At 66.5% G+C, this 12,967-nt stretch carries 10 protein-coding genes; all 10 read right to left on the reverse strand.

Annotation, left to right across the window (positions count from 1 at the left end; translation table 11 throughout):
- Positions 1 to 11: 11 nt before the first annotated feature.
- On the reverse strand, positions 12 to 2,273 hold the full coding sequence (locus JHD77_RS06275; RefSeq protein ID WP_003114282.1) for a chemotaxis protein CheA: 2,262 nt from the start codon (positions 2,271 to 2,273) through the stop codon (positions 12 to 14).
- Between the two features lie 200 nt (positions 2,274 to 2,473).
- Positions 2,474 to 3,262, reverse strand: coding sequence for a protein phosphatase CheZ (locus JHD77_RS06280; RefSeq protein WP_003083075.1), 789 nt, complete (start codon positions 3,260 to 3,262; stop codon positions 2,474 to 2,476).
- Between the two features lie 19 nt (positions 3,263 to 3,281).
- Positions 3,282 to 3,656 carry a chemotaxis response regulator CheY gene (locus tag JHD77_RS06285; protein ID WP_003083073.1) on the reverse strand — a complete coding sequence of 125 codons (375 nt, stop codon included), beginning with the start codon at positions 3,654 to 3,656 and terminating at the stop codon, positions 3,282 to 3,284.
- A gap of 101 nt (positions 3,657 to 3,757) precedes the next feature.
- The gene (gene fliA / locus JHD77_RS06290; RefSeq protein WP_003083070.1) at positions 3,758 to 4,501 is read right to left on the reverse strand and encodes an RNA polymerase sigma factor FliA; all 744 of its coding nucleotides are present in this window, start codon (positions 4,499 to 4,501) and stop codon (positions 3,758 to 3,760) included.
- Entirely contained in the window at positions 4,498 to 5,340 is an 843-nt protein-coding gene (gene fleN, locus JHD77_RS06295) for a flagellar synthesis regulator FleN (protein ID WP_003083064.1), read from the reverse strand. The genes fliA and fleN overlap by 4 nt, the downstream gene beginning before the upstream one ends.
- A gap of 138 nt (positions 5,341 to 5,478) precedes the next feature.
- On the reverse strand, positions 5,479 to 6,768 hold the full coding sequence (flhF, locus tag JHD77_RS06300; protein ID WP_014603119.1) for a flagellar biosynthesis protein FlhF: 1,290 nt from the start codon (positions 6,766 to 6,768) through the stop codon (positions 5,479 to 5,481).
- 83 nt (positions 6,769 to 6,851) lie between these two features.
- A complete protein-coding gene (gene flhA / locus JHD77_RS06305; protein WP_003083059.1) occupies positions 6,852 to 8,975 on the reverse strand; it encodes a flagellar biosynthesis protein FlhA in 2,124 nt (707 codons plus the stop codon).
- A 138-nt stretch (positions 8,976 to 9,113) separates the two neighbouring features.
- Positions 9,114 to 10,457, reverse strand: coding sequence for a TPM domain-containing protein (locus tag JHD77_RS06310; protein WP_023105442.1), 1,344 nt, complete (start codon positions 10,455 to 10,457; stop codon positions 9,114 to 9,116).
- Between the two features lie 32 nt (positions 10,458 to 10,489).
- Positions 10,490 to 11,758, reverse strand: coding sequence for a TPM domain-containing protein (locus JHD77_RS06315; protein ID WP_003100444.1), 1,269 nt, complete (start codon positions 11,756 to 11,758; stop codon positions 10,490 to 10,492).
- Positions 11,759 to 11,830: 72 nt separating this feature from the next.
- Positions 11,831 to 12,967 carry a flagellar biosynthesis protein FlhB gene (gene flhB / locus JHD77_RS06320; protein ID WP_003083056.1) on the reverse strand — a complete coding sequence of 379 codons (1,137 nt, stop codon included), beginning with the start codon at positions 12,965 to 12,967 and terminating at the stop codon, positions 11,831 to 11,833.

The following is a 12,967-nucleotide window of genomic DNA, read 5'->3' on the forward strand; positions in this document are numbered from 1 at the left end:
CATACGCGGCGTCAGATGCGCCGTGCGTAACGCTTGAGCATGCTCGGCACATCGAGGATCAGGGCGATGCGCCCGTCCCCGGTGATGGTGGCGCCCGCCATGCCGGGGGTGCCCTGCAACATCTTGCCGAGTGGCTTGATCACCACTTCTTCTTGTCCCACCAACTGGTCGACGACGAAACCGATGCGCTGGGTGCCGACCGACAGGATCACCACGTGTCCCTCACCCTGCTCTTCGTGGGCCGCACTCGGCACCAGCCAGCGCTTGAGATAGAACAGCGGCAAGGCCTTGTCGCGGACGATCACCACTTCCTGGCCATCCACGACATTGGTGCGCGACAGGTCAAGATGGAAGATTTCGTTGACGTTGACCAGCGGGAAGGCGAACGCCTGGCTGCCCAGCATCACCATAAGGGTAGGCATGATCGCCAAAGTCAGCGGCACCTTGATGACGATCTTCGAGCCGGACCCCTTCTGCGAAAACACGTTGACCGTGCCGTTGAGCTGGGAAATCTTGGTCTTCACCACGTCCATGCCGACACCGCGGCCGGACACGTCGGAAATCTCAGTCTTGGTCGAGAAACCCGGGGCGAAAATCAGGTTGTAGCACTCCAGGTCGGTCAGGCGGTCCGCCGCATCGCGCTCCAGCAGGCCCTTCTCCACCGCCTTGTTGCGCAGCACCTCGGCGTCCATGCCCTTGCCGTCGTCGGTGATCATCAGGAGGATGTGGTCACCCTCCTGCTCCGCTGACAGCACCACCTGGCCGACCCGCGGCTTGCCGGCGGCCTCGCGCTCCTCCGGACTCTCGATGCCGTGGTCGACGGCGTTGCGCACCAGGTGCACCAGCGGATCGGCGAGGGCCTCGACCAGGTTCTTGTCGAGGTCGGTCTCTTCGCCCACCAGCTCCAGGTTGATCTCTTTCTTCATGTTCCGCGCCAGGTCGCGAACCAGGCGCGGGAAGCGGCCGAAGACCTTCTTGATCGGCTGCATACGGGTCTTCATCACCGACATCTGCAGGTCGCCGGTGACCACGTCGAGGTTGGCCACGGCCTTGGCCATGGCCTCGTCGCCACTGTTCAGGCCCAGGCGCACCAGGCGGTTACGCACCAGCACCAGCTCGCCGACCATGTTCATGATCTCGTCGAGACGCGCCGTATCCACCCGCACGGTGGTCTCCGCCTCGCTTGCCGCGGGCCTGTCGGGCGCCGCCGGACGCGCGGCGGCGGCCTTGGCCGGAGCGACCGGTTTCGCCGCGGGACTCTTCGCCGCGATGTTCTTGGCTACCGCCGCGGCGGCCGCCACGGCCTCGGAGGCGCCGTTGAACTTGCCCTTGCCGTGCAGTTCGTCGAGCAGCGACTCGAACTCGTCGTCGCTGATCTCATCGCCGCCCGCGGCGGCCGGCGCCTTGCCCTGCTCCGCCGGCGCAGCCGCTGGAGCCGCGGCAGCCGGTGCGGCGGGTGTGCCGGCGGCTTCCGGGACATCGCCGAACTTGCCCTTGCCGTGCAGTTCGTCGAGCAGCGCCTCGAACTCGTCGTCGCTGATATCGTCACCAGCGGCAGCCGCGGCCGGCTCGACCGCCTCGGCGGGGACTTGCGCAGGCTCGGCCGAGACCGCCGGCGGCACGAACTTGCCCTTGCCGTGCAACTGGTCGAGCAACGCCTCGAACTCGGCGTCGCTGATCTCGTCGCCAGCGGGAGCCGCGGGCGCTTCTGCAACGGCGGAGGCCGGCGCTTCGTCGCCCTGCAGAGCATCCAGCAACTGCTCGAACTCGTCGTCGGTGATATCGCTGGAGGCACTCTGCGCGGGCGCTTCCGGCGGCGCCGCAGGCTCGGCTGGCGGAACGGCCGCCGGCGGCGCTTGCACAGGTTCCGCGGGCTCGGCGCCCTCGGGCTCGGCCAGGCGGGCAAGGGCCGCCAGCAGCTCGGGCGTCGCCGGGGTCGGTTCGGACTGCTCGCGTACCTGGTCGAACATCGCGTTGACCGTATCCAGCGCCTGCAGCACCACATCCATCAGTTCGGAGCTGACGCGCCGCTCGCCCTTGCGCAGGATATCGAAGACGTTTTCCGCAATGTGGCAGCATTCCACCAGCGCGTTCAGCTGGAGGAAGCCGGCACCGCCCTTGACCGTATGGAACCCACGGAAAATGGCATTGAGCAGGTCCATATCGTCCGGCCGGCTCTCCAGCTCGACCAGTTGCTCGGACAATTGCTCGAGAATCTCGCCGGCCTCAACCAGGAAGTCCTGGAGGATTTCTTCATCGGCGTCGAAGCTCATTCGGCTGCTCCCAGAGACGTGTTACTCGAAAGGATCGGCAGGACCGCTGTCCTGCCGGAAATACCGGCCCGGCTTTCCGGACCGACTTCAGCCCGCCCGCCGGGATCACCGGCATGACGAAGGCTGTGCCAGCAGCCCGCGGATGCCAGCGTTCAATGCTTACTTAACGGCAGCGATGCCGCAGTCTTGAGCCGGGCGGGTCAGAAACCCAGGCTGGACAGCAGATCGTCCACGTCATCCTGCCCGGACACCACATCCTCTCGTTTTTCCGCGGCGACCTGCGGCCCCTCGCCCTTGGCCGAACGCTCCAGCGCGGCCTGGTGGCGCATGCTCACGTGGTCGTGCTCGATCCCGGCGTAACGGTCCACCTGGCCGGCCATCCAGACCAGCTTCACGAGGTTGCTCTCGACCTCGGTGACCAGCTTGGTGACACGCTTGATCACCTGGCCGGTCAGGTCCTGGTAATCCTGCGCCAGCAGGATGTCATTGAGCTGCGAGGACAACTGGCCGGCGTTCTCGCCGCTGCGCACGAGGAACTGTTCGATGCGCTTGGCCAGCTCGCGGAAGCCGTCAGCGTCGATTTCCCGGCGCATGAAGCGTTGCCACTCCTGGTGCAGCTCCCGCGAATCGTCGCCCAACTGGTTGACCAGCGGGGCGCTCTGCTCCACCAGGTCCATGGTCCGGTTGGCGGCCTTCTCGGTCATTTCCACCACGTAGGAAAGACGATCGGTGGCATCGGCGATCTGCGACATTTCCTGCGCGTGGGGGGAATGCGGGTCGATCTGGAAATCGACGATGGCGTTGTGCAGTTCGCGGGTCAGCTTGCCCACTTCCTGGTAGAGGCCACGGTCCCTGGCCTGGCTGAGCTCCTGGATCAATTGCACCGCCTGCTGGAAGTGCCCCCGTTCGAGACAGTCCACCAGTTCGCGCGCATGTTTTTTCAGGGTCGATTCGAATTCGTCGCCCGTGGAATCGTTACCAAGCACCATGACACCCTCTTGGCCGGCTTCAGCCGTTGACCCGCTCGAAAATCTTCTCGATCTTTTCCTTCAGGACCTGAGCGGTGAAGGGTTTGACCACATAGCCGTTGACCCCGGCCTGGGCCGCTTCGATGATCTGGTCGCGCTTGGCCTCGGCGGTGACCATCAGCACCGGCAGGTGCTTGAGGCGCTCGTCGGCGCGAACCGCGCGCAGCAGATCGATGCCGGTCATGCCCGGCATGTTCCAGTCGGTGACGAGAAAGTCGAAATTGCCGCTGTGCAGCATCGGCAGCGCCGTGGTGCCGTCGTCGGCCTCGGCGGTATTGGTGAAGCCCAAGTCCCGCAAGAGGTTCTTGATGATGCGTCTCATCGTGGAAAAGTCATCCACGATGAGAATTTTCATGTTCTTGTCCAAGTAAACCTCCGTACAGACCAGAGCGCGCCCCAGGGGACGCGCCACACATTCTTTTGCGTTAACGGTTACAAGCTGCGGTCGAGGCCGGTTCAGGCCGACCGCCAATCGGCCAGGCGCGCGCGCAAACGCGCGGCGCACTGGCTGTGCAACTGGCTGACCCGCGATTCGCTGACGCCCAGTACCTCGCCGATCTCCTTGAGGTTGAGTTCCTCGTCGTAATACAACGCCAGCACCAGGCGCTCGCGCTCCGGCAACTTGGCGATGGCATCCGCCAGGGCCGCCTGGAAACGTTCGTCGAGCAGGCCGTGGATCGGTTCGTTGTGACTGAGGCTGGTGTCTTCCGGCAATCCATGTTCGCCGTCCTGCAACAGGTCGTCGAAGCTGTACAGGCGGCTGCCCTGCGTGTCGCTGAGGATGCCGTAGTAATCTTCGAGGCTCAATTGGAGTTCGGCAGCAACTTCGTGATCTTTAGCGTCGCGTCCGGTTCTCGCCTCGATCGCGCGGATCGCGTCGGTCACCATGCGCGTGTTGCGGTGCACCGAACGCGGCGCCCAGTCGCCCTTGCGGACCTCGTCGAGCATGGCCCCGCGGATGCGGATGCCGGCATAGGTCTCGAAGCTGGCGCCCTTGCCGGCGTCGTATTTCTTCGCGGCCTCGAGCAGGCCGATCATGCCGGCCTGCATCAGGTCCTCCACCTGCACGCTGGCCGGCAGGCGGCCGAGCAGGTGATAGGCGATGCGCTTGACCAGTGGTGCGTAACGCTGGATCAGTTGCTCCTGGGAGTTCTGCGCTTGCGCCTTGCTATACATACGCACTCCAGAGGCCGCTGTCATACGGCCGAACCTGTCGCGGGGTGTTGGACCAGTCGTTCGACGAAGAACTCCAGGTGCCCGCGCGGGTTGGCCGGCAGCGGCCAGCTGTCGACCTTCTGCGCGACCGCCTTGAAGGCCAGGGACGCCTTCGAGCGGGGGAATGCCTCGTATACGGCTCGCTGTTTCTGCACGGCCTTGCGTACCGACTCGTCGTAAGGGATGACACCTACATACTGTAGTGCGACGTCGAGGAAACGGTCAGTGACCTTGGTCAGTTTGGCGAACAGGTTGCGTCCTTCCTGCGGGCTGTGGGCCATGTTGGCCAGGACCCGGAAGCGGGTCATGCCGTGGTCGCGGTTGAGCAGTTTGATCAGGGCGTAGGCATCGGTGATCGAGGTCGGCTCGTCGCAGACGACCAGCAGCACCTCCTGCGCGGCGCGGACGAAACTGACCACCGAATCGCCGATCCCGGCGGCAGTGTCGACGACCAGGACATCGAGGTTGTCGCTGATATCGCTGAACGCCTGGATCAGCCCCGCATGCTGCATCGGCGAGAGGTGCACCATGCTCTGCGTGCCGGAGGCCGCGGGAACGATGCGCACGCCACCGGGACCGAGGAGGAGGACATCGCGCAGTTCGCAGCGTCCCTCGATCACGTCGGCCAGGGTGCGCTTGGGCGTGAGTCCCAGCAGGACGTCGACGTTGGCCAGGCCGAGGTCGGCATCCAGCAGCATGACGCGACGGCCGAGATCGGCCAGAGCCAGTGCCAGGTTCACCGACACATTGGTCTTGCCGACGCCGCCCTTGCCGCCAGTTACTGCGATCACCTGTACGGGATGCATGCTACCCATCTGCTTCATACCTTGTGTTGTCGTCTTCCCGGAACGCCCCTTCCAGCGCTCTCCGGTATTGGCGGGAACGATGCGCCATCGCTCCCGGCCCGGCGGAAGCCACCTTCGCTTCCGTCACCCGCGCCACGCGCGGTTCTTCCCACGTCCTCAGCCGGCACGCCGCGCCGGTTGCTGGTAGAGCCCGGCGAACATCTCGGCCATGGCGTCCTCGCTGGGCTCTTCCGGTGCCTGCAGGCTCACCGCCCGGCTGACCAGTTGGTGACTGCGCGCCACCTGCAGGTCGTCCGGAATCCGCGGCCCATCCGCCAGATAGGCTACCGGGAGACGCTGGGCGATAGCCAGCGCCATCGATTCACCGAGGCTGCCCGCCTCGTCCAGCTTAGTCAGGATGCAACCCGCCAGCCCGCAGTGCCGATAGGTCTGGTAGGCCGACTTGAGCACCTGGCTCTGGCTGGTGGTGGCCATCACCAGGTAATTCTTCACGTTCAGGCTCGGCGACGCCAGTGCCTCGAGCTGCATGCGCAATGCCGGGTCGCTGGCCGGCAGGCCGGCGGTATCGATCAGCACCATGCGCTTGCGCGCCAGCGGCGCCAGGGCCTGGATCAGCGACTGGCCGGGATCGACCAGGGTCACCGGTACGTTGAGGATCCGACCGAGGGTCTTGATCTGCTCCTGGGCGCCGATCCGGTAGCTGTCCATGCTCACCAGCGCCAGGCTCTGGGCGCCGTACTTGAGGACGTAGCGCGCGGCCATCTTCGCCAGGGTGGTGGTCTTGCCGGCGCCTGCCGGGCCGACCAGGGCCAGTACGCCGCCCGCGTCGAGCGGGTCCTGCTCGGGGGTCTGCACGGCACGCGACAGGTGCGCCAACAGCATGCGCCAGGCCTGGCGCGTATCGCCCACCGCGGCGACCCGCTCCAGCAACGGCTTGCTCAGCTCCGCCGGCAAGCCCATGCGCTGCAGGCGCCGCCAGAGATTGGCCTGCTGCGGACGCTGGTGCTGCAACTGGCCCCAGGCGATGGAACCCAGTTGTACCTCGATCAGCTCGCGCAGGCCGTTCAGTTCGAAACGCATTGCCTCGAGGGTCTGGCCGCCCGCCTGGGGCTTGGCCTGCGCCGCCGTCATGGACTCGGCCAGGGTCGGACGCGCCGGCTTCTCCTCGGCGAACAATTGACGGTCCTTGCGCTGGGTTTCCGCCGGACGCGCCGTCAACTCGGCGCGCGCCTCGGCGATCCGCGCCTGGGTCTTGCGCAGCTCCACTTCCAGCGCCGGGTTGGGCTTGCTCGGCGCCGGCGGGGCCTGGTAATCCAACGCCGCGGTCAGCTCGATGCCGCCGGCGACCCGGCGGTTGCCGAGAATCGCGGCGTCCGGACCCAGTTCGTCGCGGACCAGTTTCATGGCCTGGCGCATATCGGCGGCGAAGAAGCGTTTGACTTGCATTGCCCGAACCCCTCAGTTCAGTAGTCTTGCCGGCAACCTCAGGTTGCCCGGTGTGCCGGCCCTGGAGCCGGCGCAGCCCTCGTTCAGTTCTGTCCCACCGTCGCGACGATGGTGACTTGCTTGTTGTCCGGGATTTCCTGGTAGGCCAGCACATGCATGCTGGGCACCGCCATCCGCGCGAAGCGCGACATCATCGAGCGGATCGGTCCGGCAACCAGCAGGATCGCCGGCTTACCGAGCATCTCCTGGCGTTGCGCGCTCTCGATCAGCGAGCGTTGCAGCTTCTCGGCCATCCCCGGCTCCAGCAACATGCCGTCCTCGGAGCCTTGTCCGGCCTTCTGCATGCTGTTCAGCAAAATCTGTTCCAACCTCGGCTCGAGCGTGATCACAGGCAGCTCCGGCTCAAGCCCGACAATGCTTTGCACGATTGCGCGGGACAACGCGACGCGAACCGCGGCGACCATCGCGCCGGGATCTTGACTCCGTGGAGCGACGTTGGCGATGGCCTCGGCGATGGTACGGATGTCGCGCACCGGCACCTGCTCCTGGAGCAGCGCCTGCAGGACCTTGAGCAGGGTGGACAGGGAAATCAGCCCCGGCACCAGCTCTTCCGCCAGCTTCGGCGAGCTGCGCGCGAGCAATTGCAGGAGCTGTTGCACTTCTTCATGGCCCAGCAGCTCGTGGGCGTGCTTGTGCAGCACCTGGTTCAGGTGAGTGGCGACCACGGTGCTCGCATCCACCACGGTGTAGCCCAGCGACTGCGCCTGGTCGCGCTGGCCGGGCTCGATCCATACCGCCTCCAGGCCGAAGGCCGGGTCCTTGCCGGCGATGCCGTTGAGGCTGCCGAATACCTGGCCGGGGTTGATCGCCAGCTCGCGATCGGGATAGATCTCCGCTTCGGCCACGCTGACCCCCATCAGGGTCAGACGGTAGGCGTTGGGCAGCAGGTCGAGGTTGTCGCGGATGTGCACCGAGGGCATCAGGAAGCCCAGCTCCTGGGACAGCTTCTTGCGTACGCCCTTGATCCGCGCCAGCAGTTGCCCGCCCTGGTTGCGGTCGACCAGCGGGATCAGCCGGTAGCCGACTTCCAGGCCGACCATGTCCACCGGGGTGACGTCGTCCCAACCCAGTTCCTTGACCTCCTGGGCGCGCTGCGCCGGCAGCAGCTCCTGCTGGCGCTGCACCTCCTGCTCGGCGACCTGCTTGGCCTTGTTCTGCCGGTGCCAGATCCAGTAGGCGGCAGCACCGGCCAGGGCGCCGAGGCCGATGAAGGAAACGTGCGGCATGCCCGGCACGGCGCCCATGGCGATCAGGATCGCCGCGGAAATCGCCAGCGCCTTGGGCGAGGCGAACATCTGCCGGTTGACCTGCTGGCCCATGTCCTCGGAACTGGAGACCCGCGTCACCATGATCGCCGCCGCGGTCGACAGCAGCAGCGACGGCAGTTGTGCCACCAGGCCGTCACCGATGGTCAGCAGGGCGTAGACCTTGCCGGCGTCGCCAAAGGACATCGAATGCTGGATCATGCCGATGGCGACGCCGCCGATCAGGTTGATGAAGAGAATCAGCAGGCCGGCGATGGCGTCGCCGCGGACGAACTTGCTGGCACCGTCCATCGAACCGTAGAAGTCGGCCTCCTGGGCCACCTCGCTGCGGCGCTTCTTGGCTTCCTCCTGCTCGATCAGGCCGGCGTTGAGGTCGGCGTCGATGGCCATCTGCTTGCCGGGCATGGCATCTAGGGTGAAGCGCGCGCTGACTTCGGAAATCCGCCCGGCGCCCTTGGTCACCACCACGAAGTTGATGATCATGAGGATCGCGAACACCACCACCCCGACCACGTAGTTGCCGCCGATCACCACTTCGCCGAAGGCCTGGATCACCTTGCCTGCGGCGCCATGGCCGTCGTGGCCGTGGAGCAGCACCACGCGGGTCGAGGCAACGTTCAGCGCCAGGCGCAACAGGGTCGCCACCAGCAGGATGGTCGGGAACACGGCGAAGTCCAGCGGCCGCAGGGCGTACACGCAGACCAGCAGGACGACGATGGACAGGGCGATGTTGAAGGTGAACAGCACGTCCAGCAGGAATGGCGGGATCGGCAGGGTCATCATCGCCAGCATGGCCAGCAGCAGGACCGGCACGCCGAGGCTGCCGCGCCCCAGTCCCGCCAGGTTGCTGCGCACATTGCTGATCAGTTGCGTGCGATCCACTCTCGACTCCCCTGCCCTGCGTATGGCGCCCGTAGGTGGGCGCCGAACAAACTTTTGACGCCGGAATGCGCGTCGGGCGGGTCATTGCAGGAACCGTTCCAACTTTTCAATTCATTGATTGAAAAGGGTTTTCGCCAATCACCAACTACCGGAGGCGCCACCGCCGCCACTCGAGCCTCCGCCGCCGGAGAACGAGTCCGAAGACGAACTGGACGAACTGGACGACGAGGAACCCGATGAGCTAGCGTAATCGCCGCCGCGTCGACGCCCTCCCCCCGAGCCGCCGGCGCTGAAATTGCAACCGATGAGCAGCGGCAGGCAAGCGGCGGGCAGGATGATCAGCGCCTCGATGCTGTTCAGCGGGTCGTCCACCAGCAACAGCAGGCACTCCAGGGCCAGGGTCAGCAGCAGGCCGAGCAGGCCCGGCAGGTAGGCCCAGCGCCGTCCTCTGCGCAGCCCCTGCCAGGCACCGGCCAGCATCAGCAGGGTCAGTCCCAGCGAAAGCGGCACGGCCAATCCGTAATGGAGCACCGGCAGGCCATAACGGCCGTAGGCCCAGAACAGCCCCAGCGCATAGAGCACAAGAATGGCGAAGAACCAGCGGGCACCGCGCGAATACTTGAGCAACGCGCCGAAGCCGACGCCCAGGACCGCCACCATCTCCGCCAGCGCCACCATCGCCCCTGCCGGCCAGTGCCGCCCCAGTGCCAACGCCGCAGCGAGCGCCACTACCGCCCCCAGGGTCCAGTACCAGGCGCGCGGACGTACCAGCAGCGCCACCCCGCCGAGAGCGCCGAGCAGGAATGCGATAGCCAGGGTCTGCCGTACCGCGCCGGGCTCCAGCGGGTCGCGCGGCGGCGGCGGCAACGCCTCGCCGTCGATCAGTCGTACCAGGCGCTGCGCCGCCGCTTCCAGGCCGCCGGCGTAGTCTTGCTGACGGAACGCAGGGGTCATGTATTCGCGGATGATCCGCCCGGCATCGATGTCGGTGATCGTTCCTTCCAGGCCATAGCCGACTTCGATGCGCATGCGCCGGTCGTCCTTCGCCACCAGCACCAGGACGCCGTCATCGATCCCCTTGCGCCCCAGCTTCCACGCCTCGAAGACCCGCGTCGCATAGGCCTCGATGCTGTCCGGATAGGTGCTGGGCACCATCAGGATCGCTACCTGGGCACCCTTCCGGGCCTCCAGCGCGGCCAGCGAAGCTTCCAGGCGGGCACGCTCGGCGGCGTCGAGGGTCGCGGTAAGGTCGGTCACCCGCCGCGCCAGCGCTGGAACCTCCGCGGACTCGTAGCCCGCATCGCGCGCTGCCTCGGCCTCGGCGCCGACCGCCGATGCCTCCACGGCCTCCTCCTCGACATCGGACGCTGCCACCGCGACGGTGACCGGCACCGTCGCGGTGGCAACGGAGGGAATCGCGGCGGCGCAGAGCAGCATGCCGAACAGGCGAAGCATGGCGAGATAACGCGTGATTGCAGACATCCTTGTCTCCGAATGAAATGAACGGGAACCCATTACCAACTGCCCGACGCACCGCCTCCGCCGCTGGAACCACCGCCCCCGGAAAAGCCGCCGGACGACGAGGAGGAAGAGGAGGAAGAGGAGGAGGAACCGCCGCCGGAGCTTCCCGACGAGCCTCCACCCCCCCCACTCAGGCGTACCTGGCCGAACACCAGCAGCCCGAGCATGAGCTGGAACGGTAGCAGGGCCAGCCAGACCAGCGGTGCGTCCAGGCCACCGGACAGCAATCCGAGCAGCAGGTAGGCCGCCAGCAACGCCCACAGTCGGCGGTGGAAACTTTTCCGCCGCTCGCGCCATAGCGAGCGCATCAGGCGGTAGTTCGACCAGCAGAGAACCGCCAGCATCAGCACCCCGGCCGGCCACAGCAGGCCGTAGATGAAGGACACCGCGCTGAACCAATGCGCCGCCAGCCCGAGCAGGGCTACATAGACCAGTACGCCGATCACCAGGTAGAAGGCCGGGCGCACCGTCCACAGCGCGCCGAAGGTCGCGCCGCCGACCAGCATGCACAGCGGAGCGACCAGCAGCACGCTCATCCATTCGCCGGAAGCGCCGGCCAGCGTGCCCAGCAGCCAGCAGAGCAGCGCCCCGCCGAGCAGCCAGGGCCAGCGCAGCGCCCGGGCACTCAACAGCACTCCGGCCAACGATCCGTAGATGAAGGCGACCAGCAGCGCCCAGGCTTCCGCCGGCAATTGCCCCAGCGAGACTTTCGGCGCACCCGACGACGCGGCCGACGACAGCGTTTCGCCGTCGACCAGGCGGATCAGCTCGTCCACCGCGGCCTCGATCCCGCCGGCGTAGTCGCCCTCGCGAAATGCCGGGGCCATCCGCTCGCGAATGATCCGTCCGGCGACCACATCGGGCACCGCACCCTCCAGGCCGTAGCCGACCTCGATGCGCATGCGCCGGTCATCCTTGGCCACCACCAGCAGCAGACCGTCGTCGACCGCCTTGCGGCCGAGCTTCCAGGCCTGGAACAACTTGTCGGAGAAGGCTTCGATATCGAGGGTACCGGTAGTCGGCAGCATCACCACCGCGATCTGCGCACCGCGTCGCCGCTCCAGCGCCTCGAGCTTCTCCACCAGGCGTTGGCGCGTCGCCTCGTCCAGCGTGTGGGTGGCATCCACCACCCGCTCCGACAGGGGCAAGGCGACCCATTCCGCCGGCGCTTCGGCGTGCGCAGGCATCCAGGGCAGCAGCCAGGCCAGGGCGAGCAACAGGAGGACAGGCGGGAAAATACGATCAGACAAGGTTCGATCCATGAACGGCAAAGCTCTCATCCCGAGCGGGTATCGGCCAAGGCTGCCACAGCGCGGCGCGTAGCTCCAGCCAGGTCACTCGTCGCGACGCAGGTCCGGCGGGATCGGCAGGTCCTTCAACGGGCTCGGCCGCTTGCCCTTGCCGGCCTGGTACTGCTTGAGCTGGTAGACATAGGCCAGCACCTGGGCCACGGCGAGATAGAGCCCGGCGGGAATCTCCTGGTCCAGCTCGGTGGAGTAGTACACCGCTCGCGCCAGCGCCGGCGACTCCATGACCATCACCTTGTGCTCCTGGGCCACCTCGCGGATCTTCAGGGCCAGGAAATCGTTGCCTTTGGCCAGCAGCAGCGGCGCCCCGCCGCCCGCCGGGTCGTACTTCAGGGCTACGGCGAAGTGGGTCGGGTTGGTGATCACCACGTCGGCCTCCGGCACCGCCGCCATCATCCGTCTCTGCGCCATCTCGCGCTGCATCTGGCGGATCTTCGACTTGACCTCGGGCTTGCCCTCGGAGTCCTTGTATTCGTCGCGGACTTCCTGCTTGGTCATCAGCAGCTTCTGGCGGTTGTCCCAGATCTGGTAGGGCACGTCCACCGCGGCGATCAGCAGCAGGCTGCAGGCCATCCAGAAGGCGCTCCAGCCGACCACCCGCACGCTGTGCAGGATCGCCTGCTCGAGCGGCTGGTGCGCCAGCGCCAGGAGGGCGTCGCGGTCGGCGGAGAGCACCAGCAGGGCCACCGCCAGCACCACCAGGAACTTGATCAGCGCCTTGCTCAGTTCGAGCAGCGACTTGGCGGAAAACATCCGCTTCAGCCCCGACAGCGGGTTGAGCCGGCTGAACTTGGGTTGCAGGGCGTCCATCGAGAACAGCCAGCCGCCGAGGGCGATCGGCCCGACGATCGCCGCCACCAGCAGCATCAGCAGGATCGGCCAGAGCCCCTGGGCAGCCAGGTAGGCCGAAGCGCCGAGCAATTGCAGCATGCTCTCGGTATTCATCGCGGTTTCCCGGGACAGCTCGAAATTGCTGCGCATCAGGCGCAACAGGGCGCCCGCCAGGTCGGCGCCGTAGATCAGCAGGCCGCCGGCGCCGGCCATGAGGATGGCCAGGGTGTTCAGCTCCCGCGAACGCGGCAACTGCCCTTTCTCGCGCGCCTCGCGGCGGCGTTTCTCCGTGGGTTCCTCTGTCTTGTCCTGCCCGCTTTCGCTCTCGGCCAT

It is taken from the genome of Pseudomonas sp. P20 (genome assembly GCF_016463925.1).
Lineage (GTDB): Bacteria > Pseudomonadota > Gammaproteobacteria > Pseudomonadales > Pseudomonadaceae > Pseudomonas > Pseudomonas aeruginosa.